Annotated in this window: 15 protein-coding genes, 1 tRNA gene and 1 other RNA gene; 8 read left to right on the top strand and 9 right to left on the bottom strand. The window is 71.7% G+C overall.

What is annotated here, in order from left to right; translation table 11 throughout:
• Positions 1–36 precede the first annotated feature (36 nt).
• Positions 37–1,191 carry an epoxide hydrolase family protein gene (locus tag GXP76_RS14155; protein ID WP_242571869.1) on the top strand — a complete coding sequence of 385 codons (1,155 nt, stop codon included), beginning with the start codon at positions 37–39 and terminating at the stop codon, positions 1,189–1,191.
• 17 nt (positions 1,192–1,208) lie between these two features.
• On the opposite strand, the gene GXP76_RS14150 is transcribed toward GXP76_RS14155, so the two are convergent.
• The gene (locus GXP76_RS14150) at positions 1,209–2,444 is read right to left on the bottom strand and encodes a hypothetical protein (protein WP_242571868.1); all 1,236 of its coding nucleotides are present in this window, start codon (positions 2,442–2,444) and stop codon (positions 1,209–1,211) included.
• A 185-nt stretch (positions 2,445–2,629) separates the two neighbouring features.
• On the opposite strand from GXP76_RS14150, the gene GXP76_RS14145 reads away from it, so the two are divergent.
• Positions 2,630–3,502, top strand: coding sequence for an alpha/beta fold hydrolase (locus GXP76_RS14145; protein ID WP_242571867.1), 873 nt, complete (start codon positions 2,630–2,632; stop codon positions 3,500–3,502).
• Positions 3,503–3,531: 29 nt separating this feature from the next.
• On the opposite strand, the gene GXP76_RS14140 is transcribed toward GXP76_RS14145, so the two are convergent.
• Positions 3,532–4,311 (bottom strand): class I SAM-dependent methyltransferase, encoded by a 780-nt coding sequence (locus tag GXP76_RS14140; RefSeq protein WP_242571866.1) that lies wholly within the window; start codon positions 4,309–4,311, stop codon positions 3,532–3,534.
• 378 nt (positions 4,312–4,689) lie between these two features.
• On the opposite strand from GXP76_RS14140, the gene GXP76_RS14135 reads away from it, so the two are divergent.
• Entirely contained in the window at positions 4,690–5,880 is a 1,191-nt protein-coding gene (locus tag GXP76_RS14135; protein WP_242571885.1) for a sensor histidine kinase, read from the top strand.
• Positions 5,877–6,551, top strand: coding sequence for a response regulator transcription factor (locus GXP76_RS14130; protein ID WP_242571865.1), 675 nt, complete (start codon positions 5,877–5,879; stop codon positions 6,549–6,551). The genes GXP76_RS14135 and GXP76_RS14130 overlap by 4 nt, the downstream gene beginning before the upstream one ends.
• 48 nt (positions 6,552–6,599) lie before the next feature.
• Here GXP76_RS14130 and GXP76_RS14125 read toward each other — a convergent pair whose 3' ends face one another.
• Together GXP76_RS14125 and GXP76_RS14120 are read right to left on the bottom strand one after the other, a co-directional pair.
• Positions 6,600–6,995, bottom strand: a complete 396-nt coding sequence (locus GXP76_RS14125; RefSeq protein WP_242571864.1) for a hypothetical protein — start codon at positions 6,993–6,995, stop codon at positions 6,600–6,602.
• Entirely contained in the window at positions 6,992–10,261 is a 3,270-nt protein-coding gene (locus tag GXP76_RS14120) for a BTAD domain-containing putative transcriptional regulator (protein WP_242571863.1), read from the bottom strand. Before GXP76_RS14120 ends, GXP76_RS14125 begins: the two co-directional genes overlap by 4 nt.
• A gap of 118 nt (positions 10,262–10,379) precedes the next feature.
• Here GXP76_RS14120 and GXP76_RS14115 point away from each other — a divergent pair, with 118 nt between their 5' ends.
• Positions 10,380–11,300, top strand: coding sequence for an NAD(P)-dependent oxidoreductase (locus GXP76_RS14115; protein ID WP_242571862.1), 921 nt, complete (start codon positions 10,380–10,382; stop codon positions 11,298–11,300).
• 150 nt (positions 11,301–11,450) lie between these two features.
• Here the strand turns inward: GXP76_RS14115 and katG are convergent, their stop codons facing one another.
• A complete protein-coding gene (katG, locus tag GXP76_RS14110) occupies positions 11,451–13,694 on the bottom strand; it encodes a catalase/peroxidase HPI (RefSeq protein WP_242571861.1) in 2,244 nt (747 codons plus the stop codon).
• A 317-nt stretch (positions 13,695–14,011) separates the two neighbouring features.
• Here katG and GXP76_RS14105 point away from each other — a divergent pair, with 317 nt between their 5' ends.
• Positions 14,012–14,422 carry a Fur family transcriptional regulator gene (locus GXP76_RS14105; protein WP_242571860.1) on the top strand — a complete coding sequence of 137 codons (411 nt, stop codon included), beginning with the start codon at positions 14,012–14,014 and terminating at the stop codon, positions 14,420–14,422.
• 31 nt (positions 14,423–14,453) lie between these two features.
• On the opposite strand, the gene GXP76_RS14100 is transcribed toward GXP76_RS14105, so the two are convergent.
• From GXP76_RS14100 to GXP76_RS14085, 4 genes are all read right to left on the bottom strand, one after another.
• The gene (locus tag GXP76_RS14100; protein WP_242571859.1) at positions 14,454–15,344 is read right to left on the bottom strand and encodes a phosphorothioated DNA-binding restriction endonuclease; all 891 of its coding nucleotides are present in this window, start codon (positions 15,342–15,344) and stop codon (positions 14,454–14,456) included.
• Between the two features lie 40 nt (positions 15,345–15,384).
• Positions 15,385–15,987 carry a signal peptidase I gene (lepB, locus tag GXP76_RS14095; protein WP_242571858.1) on the bottom strand — a complete coding sequence of 201 codons (603 nt, stop codon included), beginning with the start codon at positions 15,985–15,987 and terminating at the stop codon, positions 15,385–15,387.
• 157 nt (positions 15,988–16,144) lie between these two features.
• A complete protein-coding gene (locus GXP76_RS14090; protein WP_242571857.1) occupies positions 16,145–17,566 on the bottom strand; it encodes an ATP-binding protein in 1,422 nt (473 codons plus the stop codon).
• Between the two features lie 612 nt (positions 17,567–18,178).
• Positions 18,179–18,266: transfer RNA gene (locus GXP76_RS14085), tRNA-Ser, on the bottom strand.
• Between the two features lie 73 nt (positions 18,267–18,339).
• On the opposite strand from GXP76_RS14085, the gene ffs reads away from it, so the two are divergent.
• Both ffs and GXP76_RS14075 read left to right on the top strand, forming a co-directional pair.
• Positions 18,340–18,436, top strand: an RNA gene (gene ffs, locus GXP76_RS14080) — signal recognition particle sRNA small type.
• Between the two features lie 44 nt (positions 18,437–18,480).
• Positions 18,481–19,732: DNA polymerase III subunit gamma and tau (locus GXP76_RS14075; protein WP_242571856.1), on the top strand; the 1,252-nt coding region annotated here is incomplete at its 3' end.

The following is a 19,732-nucleotide window of genomic DNA, read 5'->3' as shown; positions in this document are numbered from 1 at the left end:
ACGAAGTCTTCCTATTGCGACTCTACTGTTCTGTCCATGGAGAACAACAGCGGCGCCGCCCGCCCCACCGACATCCGCCCCTTCCGCGTCGAGGTCCCGCAGGCCGAACTCGACGACCTGCGCGACCGGCTGCGCCGTACCCGCTGGAGCGACGAGGTCCCCGGCGCCGGCTGGACGCGCGGTGTCCCGGTCGGTCATCTCAGGAAGCTGGCCGCGTTCTGGGCGGAGGAGTTCGACTGGCGCGCGGCCGAGGCGCGGCTCAACGAGTTCCCGCAGTTCCGTACCGAGATCGACGGCCAGAACATCCACTTCCTGCACGTCCGGTCGCCGAACCCCGCCGCCACACCGCTGCTCCTGATGCACGACTGGCCCGGCTCCTTCACCCAGTTCACCGAGGTCGTCGGCCCGCTGACGAGCGATTTCCATGTCGTCGTCACCTCGACGCCCGGCGTCGGCTTCTCCGGTCCGCTCAGCGGTCCCGGCTGGAACAACGGCCGGATCGCGGCCGCGTTCGTCGAGCTGATGTCGCGCCTCGGCTACGAGCGGTACGGCGTCCAGGGCGGCGGCGGAGGAGCCTGGATCGCCACCGAGATGGGGCGGCAGGCGCCGGAGCGGGTCGTCGGAGTCCACGTCAACGGTTTCATCACCTTCCCCTCGGACGATCCGGCGGACTTCGACGGGCTCACCGAGGGCGAACAGGCGCGCCTCGCCCGCCTCCAGGAGTTCCGGGACGACAAGATGGGCTTCAACGCCATTCAGTCGACCCGCCCCCAGACCCTCGCGTACGGGCTGACCGACTCGCCCGTCGGCCAACTCGCCTGGATCGTCGAGAAGTTCAAGGAGTGGACGGACACCGAGGCGGAACTGCCCGAGGACGCGGTCGGCCTCGACCAGCTGCTCACCAACGTGAGCGTCTACTGGTTCACCGCCACGGCGGGGTCCTCCGCGAACCTCTACTACGAGTCCGCGCACGACCCGGGCGCGTGGGCGCCGAAGGAGCGCGGCACCGTTCCCACGGGCGTCGCCGTCGCGCTGCCCACCGATGTCGCCGTCCGCCGCTTCGCGGAGCGGGAGCACAACGTCACGCACTGGACCGAGCTGGAACGCGGCGGCAACTTTCTCTCGCTGGAGCAGCCCGAGCTGTTCGTCGCGGACGTGCGCGCGTTCTTCCGTTCGGTCGGCGCGCTGTAGGGGGGAGCGGCCGGCGTTCAGTGCGGTGGGCGACGCGAGCCGGCCCACCGTACGAGCGCCTTCGCCGCCTCCTCCGTACCGCCGTGGCCGAAGCGTTCCGTCAGGGCCCGCGCCCTGCCGGGAACGAGGCCGAGTCCCGCCGTGGACTTGGCCACTTCGTCCGCCAGCCGGTCGCGCAGCGCCGACAGGCCCCGGGCGCCGGACAGTCGCCGGATCACCGCCACGATCGCCCGCGTCAGCGCCTCCGGATCGGCCGTCGGCGACGAGGCCGGGACGCCGTAGTCGGCGGGTCCGCCGACGTCCGGCCAGTCCAGCCGCGCGTCACAGAAGCCGTGTTCGGCCAGGAGGCGGGCCTGGAGGTGGTGGGTCTCGTTGGCGGACGGCAGCCACAGGGTCGGTACGCCGGTCGCCGCCGCGTCGTAGATGTTGCCGAGGCCCGGCGTCATACAGGCGTACGCGGCGCCGCTCATCAGCTCCAGCACGGTGTCGCGGTCGTCGGTACGGACGGATGTGTGAAGACCCGGACGCGGCGCTCCGGGGGCACCGAGCGCCGCCGCGACCCCGCGGCTCGTCGTGACGACGACAGACCGGCCGGCCGGCTGCGCGGCCCGCACGGCGTCCAGCATCAGCCGCGCGTACGCGGCGGCGTCGGACGGCTCCCAGTACGGGTTCTGGAGCCCGCCCAGATTGAGCAGCACGTGCCGGGGCCGTCCGCCCCCCGGCCGCTCCGGCCGCCAGAGCCGCCGGGGCGGCAGGAGCGGGACGATCGGCGGCACGACCACCGAGTTCCGCCGCAGCGCCGGGTCCGCCGCGATCCGCTCGCGGACCCCGAAGAAGTCCTGCGCGACGTACGGCGCGGCGTCCCCGGCCACCGCCGGGATCTCGGGCCAGAACCAGGTGAGCGCGTCGTAGACCGCCACCTCCAGCCCGGCCCGCCGGGCCAGCACGGCCTCGTCGAAGTCCATCGCCGTGACGAACAGGTCGTACCAGGGCGCCAGGCGCCGCAGCCACGCCAGGCGTTCGCCGTCGGAGAGTCCGGTGGTCCCGTACACCGCGTGATACGGCGGCCGGTGCTGGAGATCCAGCGTGTGGCCGGCCCCGAAGTAGGCCAACTCGCCGCACAGCGGTGCCAGTTCGCGAGCGAGGGCCGCCGTCGCGGCGGGCGGGCCGAAGCCGAAGGGCTGGGCGTTCAGCAGGAGGCGCGGCCCGGCCGCGCCGGTGTCCGCCATGTCGTCTGCCGCGTCGTCTGCCATGTCGGCCACCCCCGGGAGGACGGATCGGTGCGCTCGGTCCCGGCGCACGATACGGGAGATGGCTACCCTGAGTGAAAACACGATGACTCAACGACGTTACGGCTTGACGACGCCACGACGCCACGACGCCACGACGCCACGACGCCACGACGCCACGGCGCGCGGGGCGTGCAGGCGCGCAGGGCGTGACGCGGACCCCGATCTGGAGCGCGATGGACCCCTCGACCCCCGAGACCGGCACGCTGGCGGTGCCCGGCGCCGTCCTGCACTACGAGGTACGCGGCAGCGGCCCGCTCCTGCTGCTCCTGGGCGGCGGCAACTCCGACGCCGCCGTCTTCGAGGGTCTCGCCGCCCACTTCGCCGCCGACCACCGCGTCCTCACCTTCGACCCGCGCGGCAACTCCCGCAGTCCGCTCACCGGCCCCCCGGTCGACCAGCGCATCGAGGTCCACGCCGACGACGCGGCCCGCCTGCTCGACCGGGTGGCCGCCCCCGACGAGCCGGTCCAGGTCTTCGGCAGCTGTTCGGGCGGCCTCATCGCGCTCCACCTCGCTCCGGCACTCGCCGTCCGGCGGCCCGGGCGGATCGCCGCCCTGGTCGTGCACGAGCCGCCCGCCTTCGCGCTCCTGCCGGACGCCGCCGAGCGGCTGGCCTTCCTGGACGCCGTCCACGCCACGTACCGCCGCGAGGGGATCCCGGCGGCGATGGAACTGTTCAGCGCCGTCTTCGGCGGCCGTCCCGCACCGGTGCTGCCCGAGGCGAACGACAACACCGACTTCTTCCTGGCGCACGTGATGCGCCCGTTCACGCGTTTCGTACCCGACTTCGCTGCGCTCGCCCCGCTGACCGGGCGCATCGTGGTGGCCGGCGGTGAGGACTCGCGCACCCACGACGTGCACCGCCCGGCGGTCGCGCTGGCCGAACGCCTCGGCAAGGAGACGGCGATGTTCCCCGGCGGCCACGTCGGCTATGTGAAGTGGCCGGACGAGTTCGGCCTGCTGCTCCGCACGGCGCTGGCCGGGTCCGCGCCCGCGAGGGTGGCGGAGGGCGCGGTGTGAGGTGAGGAAGATGGGATCGTCAGGGGCCCTCAGCGACTGCCGTGGGTGACGCGGATCTTGGACTGGCCGTGCGGCAGGTCCTCCCAGTCCGGCATGAAGCGCGCCGTCAGGCCGTGCTGTCCGGCCAGCGCGATCAGTGTCTCCGTGCGGTAGTAGAAGTCCTCCCGCAGCACCTGGTGCTCCTTGCCCTCGGTGCGGTCGAAGGTGAAGTCGAACCAGCCGCCCGGTGCCAGCACCCGGCCGACATGGGCCAGGCACTCGTCGATCACCGGCAGCGGTGAGTGCGAGAAGACGCTGTGCGCGTGGACCACGTCGAAGTGGGCGTCGGGGAGGAAGCCGAACGTCAGGTCGCGGACCGGGGTGAGGGTGGGGAGGCGGTCCTGGAGTCCCTGGCGGACGAGGGTGTCCTGGGCGGCGGCGAGTATGTCGGGGGAGATGTCGATGCCGTAGTAGTGCCCCGGCTCCAGATGGCCGATGAAGCGCCAGCCCGCGCGCAGGTTGCCGCAGCCGATCTCCAGCATCCGGTGCTCGGGGCGCAGGCCGTGGCCGATGAGGTAGTCGAACTGCATCGAGCCGAGCGCCAGCCACCGTTCGTGGCTGCGGCTGCCGACCGCCGCGTCCGGGTCGGCGCGGGTGTCGGAACGCATCACCGCGCGGTAGTAGGAGATGTGGTCCGGCCAGCGGAGGCGCAGCCAGGTGTCCCGGGCGGCGCGGACCAGATGGCGCGGCGCCCGGTCGGGGTGGCGCAGCGCGTAGGCGACGCGGTGACCGAGCGCGGCACGGTTGACGGTGACGTTCTTGGCGGGCATGTGTCGGTTCCCTTGTGTGCCGGTGGTGTCGGGGTGGTGGCGGGGGCGCTGTCACCAGCCTCGGCCCGGCCGGGGCATGGTGGTACGGCGTACCGGCCCCGTTTCGCGACCGGTCCGGGCGACAGCCGTGTCAACCGATCGGCTGATGCGGGGCCGGGGCCGGCACGTTAGGACGGAAGACGTGGCCCGTCCGGCCGCGAACCGACAGGTGGGGAGGCGGCAGCATCCATGCGGTCCGTGACGACGACGCCTGAGGTGGCGAAGGGTACGGAGGGGAGTGAGGCGCCCGAGGTGGCGAAGGGGACCGGGACGGACACGTACCCGCCCGTGGCGCCACGCGCCGATCCCGACCCCGACCGGCGGTGGCTCACGGCCGTCATGCACGCCGCGTTCTTCCTGCTCCTGGGCGCCTCCCTCGCCCGCTATCTGATCCGCCACGAGGGCGAGGGGCACGCCGGCCGGGTCGTCGTGCTGTTCGCGGTGTTCGGGCTGCTCTATGTCGCGGGGCGGTTCGTCGCGCCCCCACCGCCCTCCGGCACGCGGCCCCACGCCCGCTATCTGGCCTGGGTGGGCACGGTGCTGACGGTCTGGGTCGTGCTGCTGGCGCTCGCGCCGAGCGCCGCGTGGTGCGCGATGCCGCTCTTCTTCACCGGCCTGCACACCCTGTCGACGCGGACCGCCGTCTCCCTCGCCGCCGTACTGACACTGCTGGTCGTCGCGTCCAAACTGCGCTTCGCACAAGGCGAGTTCGACCCCAACGCGGTCATCGCCCCACCTGCCGTCGCCGCCGTCGGCACCGCCGTACTGGTCCACCTCAAACGCCAGGCGGCCCGGCAGCGCGCGCTGATCGACGACCTGGTCCGTACGCGCCGCGACCTCGCCGCCACCGAGCGCCGGGCCGGGATCCTGGCGGAGCGGCAGCGGCTGTCCACGGAGATCCACGACACCCTCGCCCAGGGCCTGTCAAGCCAGCAGATGCTGCTCCAGGCCGCCGAACGCGTCTGGCACGCCGACCCGGGCGCGGCGCGCGGACACATGCGGGACGCCGCCGAGATCGCGTCCCGCAGCCTCACCGAGGCACGCCGGTTCGTCCACGACCTCGCCCCCGCCGACCTCGCCGAACGGACGCTCGCCCCGGCACTGGCCGCGCTCGCCGACCGCGAGAGCGGAGCGGGGCCGACGGTGGTCTTCCACCTCGACGGCGCCCCGGGCCCGCTGCCGGAACGGGTCGAGGCGGCGCTCCTGCGCATCGCGCAGGGCGCGCTGGCCAACGTGCGCGAGCACGCGGGCGCGACGCGGGCCGCGTTGACCCTGACCTGCCTCGACGATCAGATCTCGCTGGACATCGCCGACGACGGCCGCGGTTTCGCCGTCACGGCGGCGGACGCGCCGGCCGCCACGACCGGGCGCCCCGGTCGCGGGCACGGACTGCCGGCGATGCGGGCCCGCGCCCGGCAGTTGGGCGGCACGCTCACCGTCGAGTCCGAGCCGGGCGAGGGCACGGTCGTCTCGGCGGCGATACCTCTCACTCCCGCGCTCGACACGTCAGGAAAGGGCGGCACCTCATGAGTACAGGCGCGGGGCCGCCGGAGCCCACAACTCCCGTACGGCTCCTGCTGTGCGACGACCACGCGGTTGTACGCGCCGGTCTGCGCGCGCTCTTGTCCAGCACCGACGGCATCGAGGTGGTCGGCGAGGCGGGCAGCGGCGAGGAGGCGCTGGCGGTGGCGGCGCGCGTACGGCCCGACGTCGTACTGATGGACCTCCAACTCGGCGACGGCATGGACGGGGTCACGGCCACCAGGCATCTGCTCACGGACGACGCGTACGGCTCCGGGGCGGCGGCACCGCGCGTACTGGTGCTCACGATGTTCGACACGGACGCCGACATCACCCGCGCCATCGAGGCGGGCGCCACGGGCTATCTGCTCAAGGCGGAGCAGCCGGAGGAACTGTTCGCCGCCATCCGCGACGCGGCGTCCGGCCGCACCACCCTCTCGGCGCCCGTCGCGGACCGTGTACTCGCCCAACTGCGCAGCCCACGGCCCGCGTTGTCGGAGCGGGAGCGGGAAATACTGCGGCAACTGGCGCGCGGGCTGGGAAACCGCGACATCGCCCGTGCGCTCTTCATCAGCGAGGCGACGGTGAAGACCCATCTGGGCCGTATCTACGGCAAGTTGGGGGTCGACACCCGCTCGGGCGCGGTGGCGCTGGCGAAGGAGCAACGGCTGCTGTCCTGAGGATCCCCGGCTGCCAGCCGTCGGCTGTCGGTCGCGGTCCTCCGGTGCTCAGCGGTCGACCGTCCACGCCGCACCGGCCGGCGGCCCTCCCGTCGCGAGAACGTGGCGGACGATCCGGAGCGCCTCGTCGAGAGGCACGGTGTCCGCGTCGGGATACGCGTCGTTCTGCCCGTTCGCCAGGACGAATCCGTCGCTCCAGCCCTCGGCACCGGGGTCCGTGGCGTGCTCGCCGGGATCACCCTCACCGGCGAGGAGCATGACCGTCGCACGCTCGGCATTGGTCACGACGGCGAGCAGCCGGCCCGACGACCCGGACAGCCACGACTCGAACGCCCCGCGCGCGATCCTGCCCCTGAGTACCGCGATTGCCTCGTCGGGACCCACGGACGACGCCGCCCCGTCCCCGTGATCGTCCAGGAACACCCACGACTCGACCACCGTCACGTTCCCGCTCCCAGCGCCCGCGCCCCGTCCAGGTCCAGCAGCGCGCCCCGGTCGAACTCCGCGTCGAACTCCGCCTTCCCGAGCGCGTCCCGCGCGGCGGCCGACACCCGGTCCACGTCACGGCGTTCGGCGGGCGGCAGCGGTGCGCCGACGGAGTCCCGGGCCGCCGCGGCCGCGCCCAGCAGCATCGCGGACGCTCCGTACCGGCCGGCCACGGCCCGTGCCCCCGCCAGTCCCTCCAGCGCCAGCGCCACGGCCCTGGGGTCACCGAGTTCGCGTGCGGTGTCGAAGCCCTCCAGGTGCAGGGCGCGGGCGGTCGCCGCGTCGCCGCGGAGTTCGGCGACGAAGCCCAACTCCGCCAGGGCCAGGGTGCTGCCGGGGCCGTAACCCACCTCGCGGAACCGGGCCAGCAGGCCCCGCATATGGTGCTCGGCCAGGTCGTGGGCGCCCTCCCGGCGGGCGCCGAGCCCCAGCCCGATCTCGGCGTCGACCTCCCCCGACCTGAAGTTCTGTTCCCGCGCCAGCTTCAGGGCCCGCTCGTGGTACGCGCGTGCCTGCGCGAGGTCGCCGGTGAGGAGGGAGATCCGGCCCAGGCCGGTGAGCCGCTTGGCGGCCTCGGTCCACAGCCCGAGCTGTTCGGCGATGGCCAGCCCCTCGCGGTGGAGATCGGCGGCGTGTCCGTAGTCGCCGGTGATCTGGCTCAGCGTCGCCAGCGGGAACACGGTCTGGAGACGTCCCCACCGGTCTCCGATGCCGTCGAAGAGCCGCGCGCTCCGTTCACCGTCGCGCTTGACCGAGTCCAGGTCACCACGGGCCAACGCGTGCCGGGCCCGTACGCTCAGCGCCGCCGCCGTCCCCCAGGTGTCGCCGGCGGCACCGAACGCGTCCAGGGAGCGGTTGGCCAGGCTCTCCCCGGTGGCCACGTCGCCGGATCCCATCTGGGTGTAGGCCAGGAACCACAGGGCTGTGGCACGGCCGGCGGGGCCGTGGCGGGCGTGGCCGGCCGCGTCGCCCTCGTACGCCTCCAGTACGTCGTGAATCCTGCGCTCCGCGTCCTCGGAGTCCCCCTCCAGCAGGCCGATGCCCGCCCGCCAGGCCATGGCGAGGGCGCTGTCGGGGGTGAGCGGGCCGGCTGCGGATCCGGTCGCGGATCCGGTCGCGAGCGCCGAGTCCAGGAACCGCTGGGCCTCGGCCGGCCGGCCGCGCAGTACCCAGTACCAGGCCAGCGCGTTCACCGTACGCAGGGCCCGTTCGCCGGCCCCCGCCCCGGCCCCCTGCCGTACGGCGAAGTCGAGTGCGCTCCGCAGATCGGCCGCCTCCCCGTCCAGCCGCTCCAGCCAGTGGTGTTGCTGCGGGCCCCGGAGCAACGGCGCGGCATGCAGGGCGAGTTCGGTGTAGTGGCGGCAGTGCCGTTCGCGTACGGCGTCCAACTCGTCCGCCACCCGCAGCTGTTCGAGGCAGTACGCCTTCACCGACTCCAGCAGCCGGTAACGGGGTCCTTCCGGCCGGTCGCACAGCACGACCAGGGACCTGTCCACCAGACGGGCCAGCAGCTCGATCACGTCCGCCGCCCGCACGTCGTCCCCGGAGCAGATCGCCTCGGCCGCCTCCAGCGCGCAACTCCCGCTGTGGACGGCCAGTCTGCGCAGTACGACGCGCTCGGGCCCGGTGAGCAGACCCCAGCTCCAGTCGATCACCGCGCGCAGCGTGCGCTGACGGTCGGGCGCGTTACGGGGGCCGACGCCCAGCAGCTCGAACCGGTCGTCGAGCCGGGCGACGAGACCGTGCACGCCGATGGTCCGAACTCGCGACGCGGCCAGCTCCAGGGCCAGCGGGATGCCGTCGAGACGGCGGCACAGCTCGGCGACGGCCTCGGCCTCGGCCGCGGCCGGAGAACCCAGGCCGGGGGCAGCGCCGGTGCCGGTGCCCGCTCGTGCCGTGAAGAGCGCGACCGCGCTCGGCAGGGGCAGCGGCGGTACGGCCCACACCTGCTCCCCACTGATCCCGAGCGGTTCCTGACTGGTCGTCAGTACGCTCAGCCCGGGGGCGTCCGGGACCAGCGCGGCGGTCAGCTCGGCGACCGGATCCACGACGTGCTCGCAGTTGTCCAGGACGAGCAGCAGCCGTCTGTCGCGCAGCGCGCCGCCCAGCCGGCGGGCGGGGGACGGCAGCGTTCCGCCCGCACCGCCCTCACCCCCCGCCTCCTGGATGCCCAGGACCCGCATGACGGCCTCGGCCACCGCGTTCACCACGTCCGGATCGGCGCGAGGGCCCGGTGAGGGGGCGAGCGCCGCCAGTTCGACGAGCCACACGCCGTCGGGGTACGCCTCGGCGCACCGCTGCGCGACCTCCACGGCCAGCCGGGTCTTGCCGACCCCGCCGGGCCCGGTGAGAGTGACCAGCCGGGAGACGGTCAGCAGATCGGTCACGGCCGAGGCGGCCTCGTCCCTGCCGACGATCTCCGTGAGGGGCGCCGGCAGATTCGTGACGACGGCGGGCCGGTGTTCGGTCAGCGCCACGTCCTGTCGCAGAACTGCCTGCTGGAGAGCGGCGAGTTCACGACCGGGCTCCAGCCCCAGCTCGTCCGAGAGCCGGCGGCGGAGGTCCTCGTAACTCTCCAGCGCCTCGGTCTGGCGCCCCGCGCCGTACAACGCCCGTATCCGCACGGCCCGTAGCCGTTCGCGCAGCGGATGCGCGGCGACCAGGCCGCCGAGTTCACCGGCCAGCTTCGCGTGCTCGCCGCCCAACGCGAGCCGTATCTCGGCCTGTTCCTCCAGGGTCGTGAGCCGCGCCTCCTCCAGACGGGCGATCTCCGCGAGGGCGAACGGCTCACCGGCGAAGTCCGCGAACGCCTCGCCCCGCCAGAGCCCCAGCGCCTCGGACAGCAGGTCTGCCTTCGTACGGGGTACGGCTTCGGCCCGCGCCCGGTCCAGCAGCGCGGTGAACCGCTCCGCGTCGACGGCGCCGGGACCGCTCCGCAGGAGATACCCGGAGGCCCCGGCCCCGGACACCACCAGGTCCCGGCCGCCCGGCTCGGCCCGCTCCAGCGCGCGGCGCAGCTGCGAGACCTTTCCCTGCACCGTGTTGGCGGGGTCGTCCGGCAGCGCCTCGCCCCACAGACCGTCCACCAGCCGTGCGACGGGGACGGCGCGCCCGGGGGACACCAGCAGATGCGCGAGCAGCGCGCGGACCTTCGTACCGGGGATCGGAACGGGATCACCGTCCGCCGTCCACACGGCCAGCGGACCGAGCACCCCGAATCGCATACGCCTCACCCTAACGGCGGCCGGACGGCAGCGGATTGGCAGCGGACCGACAGCCGATCGACAGCCCCGCTCGGCAGAGTTCTTCTCACCGACCCGCCCCACCGAGCAGAGGAACGACATGAACACCACCCCCGCGCGGACCACTCCGGAGCGGACCACGCCGAACCGGGCCGACCTGCCCTCGGTCGCGGTGATCGGCCTCGGCAACCTGGGCCGCGCCCTGGCCTCCGCCTACCTCGGTCACGGCCACCGCACGACCGTCTGGAACCGCTCACCGGAGAAGGCCGACGACCTGGTCACCAGAGGCGCGACGCGTGCGGCGACGGCGGCCGAGGCCATCGCGGCGGCGGACCTCGTCATCGTCTGCGTCCTGGACTACGACAAGGCACGAGAGATACTGACGCCCGCCGCCGGCGCGCTCCGGGGCCGTACGCTCCTCAACCTCACCTCCGGAACACCCGAACCCGCCCGCGAGTTGGCCGCCTGGGTGGCGGACCAGGGTGCCGAGTATCTGGACGGGGCGGTCTACGCGGTACCGCAGACGATCGGCACGCCGGACGCGTTCGTCCTCTACAGCGGCTCGCCGGCCGTCTTCGCCACCTATCGCGAGCAGTTGGACCTCCTGGGCGCCCCCACCTTCGTCGGCGCCGACCCCGGCCTGGCGTCGCTCTACGACATCTCGCTGCTGAGCGGCATGTACGGGATGTTCGCGGGCTTCTTCCAGTCGGTCGCGGTGGCCGACTCGGCCCGGATCAAAGCCGCGGACATCACCGGCCTCCTCGTCCCCTGGCTGAACGCGGCGGCCGCGGCGCTGCCCGGCTTCGCGGCGGAGATCGACTCCGGCGACTACGCCACGGAGACGTCCAACCTGGACATCAACGCGGTGGGCCTCGCCAACATGCTGACCGCCACCAGGGCCCAGGGCATCGGGGTGGACCTGCTGACCCCACTCCAGACCCTGTTCGAGACCCAGATCGCCGAGGGCCACGGCGCGCAGAGCCTCGCCCGCGCGATCGAATCACTCCGGCCCGGGCGCTGACGCGCTGTTGGCCGGCGCAGCCGGCGTACACCCGTAAAACGCGAGACGGCCGGGCAGGCCCGTGAGTACGGGCCTGCCCGGCCGGAACAGCCTGCTCGGGCGATCCGAGCCCCGGGCGGTCAGAGGCTCAGGGCCTGAGAGCCCGAGACCTCAGACGAGGTCGAACCGGTCGAGGTTCGAGACCTTCGTCCACGCCGCGACGAAGTCCTTGACGAACTTCTCCTTCGCGTCGTCGCCCGCGTAGACCTCCGCGAGCGCGCGCAGCTCCGAGTTCGACCCGAAGACCAGGTCGGCCCGGCTGCCGGTCCACTTGACCTCGCCGGTGGCGGTGTCGCGGCCCTCGAACGTGTTCTCGTCCTCGGACGTCGCCTTCCACGTCGTACCCAGGTCGAGCAGGTTGACGAAGAAGTCGTTCGTCAGGGACCCGGGGGTCGCCGTCAGTACACCCAGGGAGGACTGCTGGTAGGTCGCGCCCAGGACACGGAGACCACCGACGAGCACGGTCATCTCGGGGGCGCTCAGCGTCAGCAGGTTCGCCCGGTCGATCAGGAGGTACTCGGCCGGCAGCCGGTGGCCCTTCCCGAGGTAGTTGCGGAATCCGTCGGCGGCCGGCTCCAGCGCCGCGAACGACTCCACGTCGGTCTGCTCCTGCGTCGCGTCGGCGCGGCCCGGCGTGAAGGGCACCTCGACGTCGAAGCCGGCGGTCTTCGCGGCCTGCTCGACGGCCGCGGCTCCCGCGAGCACGATCAGGTCGGCGAACGAGATCCGCTTGTCGCCGCCCTTGGCGTCCTGCGCGGAGTTGAAGCTCTCCTGGACGCCTTCGAGCGTACGGAGCACCGTCACGAGCCGGTCGGGGTCGTTGGCCTCCCACCCGCTCTGCGGCTGGAGGCGGATACGGGCGCCGTTGGCGCCGCCGCGCTTGTCGCTGCCGCGGAACGACGAGGCCGACGCCCACGCGGTGGAGACGAGCTCGGAGACCGGCACGCCCGCGGCGAGGATCTGCTCCTTGAGGGAGGCGATGTCCTCGGCGTCCACGAGCTGGTGGGTGACGGCGGGCAGCGGGTCCTGCCACACCAGCGTCTCGGCCGGGACCTCCGGGCCGAGGTAGCGCACGACGGGGCCCATGTCACGGTGGGTCAGCTTGAACCACGCGCGGGCGAAGGCGTCCGCGAACTCCGCGGGGTTCTCCAGGAAGCGCCGCGAGATCTGCTCGTACGCCGGGTCGACGCGCAGCGCGAGGTCGGTCGTCAGCATCGTCGGGGCGTGGCTCTTCGACGCGTCGTGGGCGTCGGGGACGGAGCCCGCGCCGCCGTTGTCCTTCGGACGCCACTGGTTGGCGCCCGCGGGGCTCTGGAACAGCTCCCACTCGTAGCCGTAGAGGATCTCCAGGAAGCTGTTGTCCCAGGTGATCGGGGTGTTCGTCCAGATGCCTTCGAGACCGCTGGTGATCGTGTCGCCACCCTTGCCGGTGCCGTGGCTGTTCTTCCAGCCGAAGCCCTGGTCCTCGATGGCGGCGGCCTCCGGGTCGGCGCCGACGCTGTCCGCCGGGCCCGCGCCGTGGGTCTTGCCGAAGGTGTGGCCGCCCGCGATGAGCGCGACCGTCTCCTCGTCGTTCATCGCCATCCGGCGGAACGTCTCACGGATGTCGCGGGCCGAGGCGAGCGGGTCGGGGCTGCCGTTCGGGCCCTCCGGGTTGACGTAGATGAGGCCCATCTGGACCGCGCCGAGGGGGCTCTCCAGATTCCGGTCACCGCTGTAGCGCTTGTCGTCGAGCCAGGTGGTCTCGGGACCCCAGTACACGTCCTCCTCGGGCTCCCAGACGTCCGCGCGGCCGCCGGCGAAGCCGAAGGTCTCGAAGCCCATCGTCTCCAGGGCGACGTTGCCGGCGAGGATCATCAGGTCGGCCCACGACAGGCTCTGGCCGTACTTCTTCTTGACCGGCCAGAGCAGCCGGCGGGCCTTGTCGAGGTTTCCGTTGTCCGGCCAGCTGTTGAGGGGCGCGAAGCGCTGCTGTCCGGCGCCGGCGCCGCCGCGGCCGTCACTGATCCGGTAGGTGCCGGCGCTGTGCCAGGCCATCCGGACGATGAACGGGCCGTAGTGACCGAAGTCCGCCGGCCACCAGTCCTGCGAGGTGGTCAGGACCTCGGCGATGTCCTGCTTCACGGTCGGCAGGTCGAGGGACTTGAACGCCTCGGAGTAGTCGAACTCCTCGCCGAGCGGGTTCGCCACGGCGGGGTTCTTCGCGAGGATCTTCAGGTTCAGCCGCTCGGGCCACCACTCGCGGTTTCCACCGCCCTGCGTGGGATGCGGGGCCCGCCCGTGCGCGACCGGGCAGCCACCACTCGCCTCCTCCGACTTCGCGTCTACGACGATTGCATCATGGTTGTCAGACATTGAAATCCTTCCGGACCAGGCGGATCAAAGGTGCTCTGGAGAGGCAGTGGCTGTCGGACGCGGTCGGGCGGAGCCCCCGCCGACCAGACTTGACGCGGTCGTACGGGCTCTGCCGCGTAAGCGAGTGGGGAGCCCCACACGGCCCCACACGCGACGTTCCTTGGCTATTCGCCGGAACCGATCCTACGATGGACGGAGTCCAAGTCAAGAAGCGAGCTAAACGTACATCCAGTAATAATCCGGACGTCCGGCGGGCGTCCGCCGGTATTTTCGGAATCCACTTCCGGATTCTCGCGAACGCGAACAGGTGAACCGACATGAGCGACCTGCTGGAGCGACTACGAGGGCGCGGCTGGCGGATGACCTCCCAGCGCCGGGTCGTCGCGCAGGTGCTCGACGGCGACCACGTCCATCTCACGGCCGACGAGGTGCACGCCCTCGCGGCACGGCGGCTGCCCGAGATCTCCCGGGCGACCGTCTACAACACCCTGGGTGAACTGGTCTCCCTCGGCGAGGTGATCGAGGTCTCCACCGAGGGCCGCGCCAAACGCTACGACCCCAACGCGCACCGCCCGCACCAGCACCTGGTGTGCTCCGACTGCGGCACGATCCGCGACGTCCACCCGACGGGCGACCCTCTCTCCGCGCTCCCGCCGGAGGAACGGTTCGGCTTCACGGTCTCGACGGCGGAGGTCACGTACCGGGGGCTCTGCCCGTCCTGCGGGTAGGCCCTGTCCGGCGGATCCGGGAGCGCGCCGCTCACACGACCGCGGCAGGGCGCGGTTCGCCGTGAAAGACCTGACTGGAGTGCCAGGACCGGTGGGCCGGCGCGATCGGGCTCGTACCCGGCTGCGGGCCCAGCAGCGCTCGCCCCGCGAGGTCCGTCACCTGCGCCCGGGCGGCGGGGCTCCGCCCGACGAAGTGCCGCGAGGCCATGACCCGGTGGTCGTCGTCGACACCGAACACGCCCTTGTCGAACAGCTTGTGGTGCAGCGCGCACAGACACAGCCCGTTGTCGACCTCGTCCGGGCCGTCGAACGCCCACCAGCGCACATGCGCGGCCTCCAGTCCCACCGCGACCGCGCCGATGCTTCCGTCGTAGCCGCAGAAGGCGCAACGGTATTCGTACGCCGTCAGCACCAAGTCCCGCATACGCCGGTCCCGTTGCCGCCGCGCGGCGGACAGCGGTGTCTGTGCCGACTCCAGTTCGAGCCCGACGGCGTCACACAACTCGCCGTGGAGCGAGGGCGGGAAATGCAGATCGAGCAGCACCCGCGCCATACGCCCGACCAGCGACGGCTCACGCCGCAGCGCCGCCCTCAACTCCGGTACGAGCCGCCCCGCGGCCCTTGTCGCCCGCAGCTCCAGCACCCCGGTCCCGGGACTGCCGGCGCCACGCTCGCTCCGTACCTCCCACACCCCGTCGCTGACCAGATGATGGAACGGGTAGGCGGGCGTGGTCCTGTTGCCGGGGCCGTACTCGACCAGCAACCGCTTCAGATCCCCTTCCACCGCGCTGTACGAGAGCTCGCTCCCGGCGTCCTCCTGGAACCGGCCGAGGGCGTACAGAAGAAGCAGCGGCTTATGGGGTGCGCGCACCCCGTTGGCCGTCCACTGCCTCAACTTCGCGGCGCGCTCAAGCCAGTCCATGACGGGCGATCCTAGTTCCGCGGTCCGCGACCCCGGGCGCTCAGGCCGCGGGCGATGACGTCCATGACGAGAGCGACCTCCGGTCACGCCGTCCGAGCACGTAGCCTCCGACACCGGCCAGGACCAGCACGATTCCAAGGCTCGCGAGCGTCGCCAGCACCCCCGGAGCCGCGGAGTCCGCCGGCACTCGTGCCTGTACTCCGGAGGCGGCGATGCTGCCCGACCGGTCGCTGAGGTGGAAACGCGAGTCGTTGGAGTTCACCCGGTAGTCGCCCAGCAGGAACAACCGCCCGTCCGGCACCTTCACGTCGTACGGTCTGGCCATCACGCTCTCCTCGCGGTGCCTCACGTACGGCTCATCCACCGGCTTCCCGTTCACCGTGACCTGGCTGCCCTCACCCACCACGTGATCGCCACCCATCCCGATGACCCGCCGGAGCATCGGTTCGCCCCGGAAGTGCTCGGGCGCATCGATGAGCAGGACATCGCCACGGCGTATCTCGCCCGCGTCGATCCGCTCGGCGAAGAGCTGGTCGCCCGGTGGGTACGCGGGTCTCATCGAGTCGCCCATGACGGTGACCATCTTGTAGTTCGTGAGGGTGTACGCGACGGTCCCCACCAGGAGCGTCAGCCCAAGCGTCACCAACACCCACGCCCCATGCCTCAACCGGCCCATCACCCTTCGCTGCCCCATGCACGCCCCCCTCGAAGCCGCCCGACGGTTGCGGGCCTTTGGCCAACGGACAGTGCTGAACCGCCGCGAATGCAACCAGAACCGCAACCGTGGGCTCGGTTCCTGCTCATGCCCTGCGCCAAGCGCTGAGCAGTTCCTCGGGGCCGTACACCGCCTGAAGGCCGGAACAATCGACGCCGTTGCGGGAGACTGCCACAAGCGGTACCGGCTCGTCGGTGATCGCTGCCCGGTGCTTGTGCAGTGCTGCCAGGTCGTGGCTGTCGAACGCGGAGTTCTCCAGCCACTTGACCGAGCCGAGGAAGAGCAACTGCTTGGCCACCGGCTGCCGGTCGGCGCCCACCAGGTCGATCTCGACATCGTTGCTGCGGGTCCAGTACCCGCCGATCGCCGGGGCGGTGGGGAGGGAACCGTCCGGCAGGAGACGGGCGAGGGATTCCCGCACCAGGGGTTCGATCGCGCGGCCGCGCCAGCTCGTCCACTGTTCCTGGATGCGGCTCAGCGTGAGGTCTCCCCGCATCCGCTCGATTTCCGCCATGTGCGGATCCAGAAACGCGAGCCAAAAGCGGAGGTAGGGGTCGGCCACCCGGTAGCGGCGTTCCTTCGACGGCCTCAGTGAGAGGGGCAACTCGGCGGCGACGACCCGTTTCTCGGTCAGGACGTCAGTGGCCCGGGTCAGAGTGGTGTGGGCGATGCCGCCGGCCGCGCGCGCGATGTTGGTGAAGGTTCGCTCCCCGGAACCGATGGCGCGAAGAACCTCCCGGGTCATGGCCTGCGGTGGAAACTCCGCGGCCAGTGAGCGCTCGGCGGAGACCAGCAGCGCCGAGATCGGGTTGTCCAGCGAGTCGCGGAGGAACTCTCGGACATCCGCTCCGGCCCGCCACTCGGCGCAGATCAGGGGAAGCCCCCCAGTGATCAGCGCCGCGTCGAACGCTGCCGCCGGAGACAGATCGAGCATCTCGCCGATGTCGGCCGGGTTCAGGGGCCCAACGACCATTTCCCGGCCCCGCTGGTGAAAGGGACGGTCGTAGCTGTTCAGTGCCTCCATCATCGACAGATCGGACCCGACCAGGAGGAGAAGCACCGGCTTGCGGCTGAGCAGCCGGTCCCATGCCCGCTGGAGCAGGCCCTCGAAGGCGTCGATGCGGTCCATCAGATACGGAACCTCGTCGATGACGACGACGCTGGGAGTGTCGTCGGGCAGGATCTCCGCAAGCAGTCTGAGTGCCGCGTTCCACTGATCGGGGGTCTCCTCCGAGAACAGTCCCCGCTCCGGCAGGGTAGACCTGGCGACGGCGTCGAGCAGTTCCGTCAGTTCGTCCTGCGCCGCGCCGCCCGCCGCGGTGAAGAACAGATACGGTGTCTCGCTGCGCCGGAGGAACTCTTCGACGAGGCTGGACTTGCCGACCCGCCGCCTTCCCCGCATAAGGAGGCACTGCCCCGGCTTCGCCGACCCGACGGCATCGTGGACCGCCCGCAAGGCGTTGCCGAGCACGGTCAGCTCGCGATCCCGTCCGATGAAGCGACGCACGATAAGACTCCCTCTGTGGATACTATCGATTGGGATACTATCTGCATCGATACTATCTCTGTCAGGGCTGGGCATGGGCCTGACGGCGCCGTGCACGGAAGCGGCTAACGGTGCGCACGGTTCGGCGCCGAGAGCACGTAGCGCGTCGTGTCGTCGTAAGTGCCGGTCGGATCCATCACGTCCCGAAGCCGCCGGACAGCGAGACGTGGGCTGCTCGTCAGACGGCCCTCAGGATGGAGAACGCGGTCATCAGCGGTCGTGTGCGCCGTAGTCTCGCACCGGGAACTCCGGTCATCGCCCTGGCCGTTGCCGTGGATGCTGGCGGTCTCAACGGCGAGCGGGACTGCGCGAGCGGCGGGTTGCTCGAGAACGGCAGTCATCGCGCGTCTAGAGCAGAGATGGCTCCGGCCGAACACCTGCCGGAACTTGGGCGGGCGGCGGTAGACAAGGTGGTGGCTCACGAGCGTGTGACCGCGCACGATCGGGCGGTCCCTTCGGGCCGCCCTCGTCCGCCGAGGCGCCAGTCCGATCAGAGCAACTGCCAACCACACACGTCGAAGGCCCGCCATCGCTAGCGACGGCGGGCCTTCAACTATTGCCCGGTGAGAGCAATGGCGGAGGATACGAGATTCGAACTCGTGAGGGGTTGCCCCCAACACGCTTTCCAAGCGTGCGCCCTAGGCCACTAGGCGAATCCTCCGCGACGAACCATACAAGACGGGGAGCCGTGCTCGCGAACTCGTTCGTGGGGGTGGGGATCGGGTACTGTTGGGCGCAGCCCCTCACGTGGCGCTATCTGACTGAACTCCCCCAGGGCCGGAAGGCAGCAAGGGTAGGTTGGCTCTGGCGGGTACGTGGGGGGCGTCCGCGTTGGCGGGGGTGGGATGTCGGAGCGGGCCGATATCGTCGTAGGTGTGTCGTCCCTAGCGCTGTACCGCCGTTACCGCCCCGAGTCGTTCGCCGAGGTCATCGGGCAGGAGCATGTCACCGACCCGCTGCAGCAGGCCCTGCGCAACAACCGGGTCAATCACGCGTACCTGTTCAGCGGGCCGCGGGGCTGTGGGAAGACCACCAGTGCGCGCATCCTCGCGCGCTGTCTGAACTGCGAGCAGGGGCCCACGCCGACCCCCTGCGGGGTCTGCCAGTCCTGTCAGGACCTGGCCAGGACCGGTCCCGGGTCGATCGATGTCATCGAGATCGACGCGGCGTCGCACGGTGGTGTGGACGACGCGCGTGATCTGCGGGAGAAGGCCTTCTTCGGGCCGGCCGGCAGTCGTTACAAGATCTACATCATCGATGAGGCGCACATGGTCACCCCGGCGGGGTTCAACGCCCTGCTGAAGGTGGTCGAGGAGCCGCCGGAGCATCTCAAGTTCATCTTCGCGACCACCGAGCCGGAGAAGGTCATCGGCACGATCCGGTCGCGTACGCACCACTATCCGTTCCGGCTGGTGCCGCCCGGGACGCTGCGGGACTACCTCGGCGAGGTGTGTGCCAAGGAGGCGATCCCGGTCGCCGACGGGGTGCTGCCGCTCGTGGTGCGGGCCGGTGCCGGGTCCGTGCGGGACTCGATGTCCGTCATGGACCAGCTCCTCGCGGGCGCCGCCGAGGACGGTGTGACGTACGCCATGGCGACGGCCCTCCTCGGTTATACGGACAGTTCGCTGCTCGACTCGGCGATCGACGCCTTCGCCTCGGGCGACGGCGCGGCGGCCTTCGAGGTCGTGGACCGGGTCATCGAGGGAGGCAACGATCCGCGGCGGTTCGTCGCCGACCTGCTGGAGCGGCTGCGGGACCTGGTCATCCTGGCCGCCGTTCCGGACGCCGGTACGAAGGGGCTCATCGACGCCCCCGACGACGTGGTCCAGCGCATGCGGGACCAGGCGTCCGTATTCGGGGCCGCCGAGCTGAGCCGGGCCGCCGACCTCGTCAACACCGGGCTGACCGAGATGCGGGGCGCCACCTCGCCCAGGCTCCAGCTCGAACTGATCTGCGCGCGCGTGCTGTTGCCCGCGGCCTTCGACGACGAGCGTTCCGTGCAGACGCGGCTCGACCGGCTGGAGCGGGGGGTGTCGGCCGCGGCGTTCTCGACCGGGGGCCCGGCGCCCGCCATGGGGTACGTCCCCGGGCCCGAGGCGCACCAGGTGGCGCCCGGCGGCGGACCCG

The organism is Streptomyces sp. NP-1717, assembly GCF_022695985.1.
Lineage (GTDB): Bacteria > Actinomycetota > Actinomycetes > Streptomycetales > Streptomycetaceae > Streptomyces.
The sequence above is the reverse complement of the archived record's forward strand: the minus strand, read 5'-3'. Positions and strand labels throughout refer to the sequence as shown.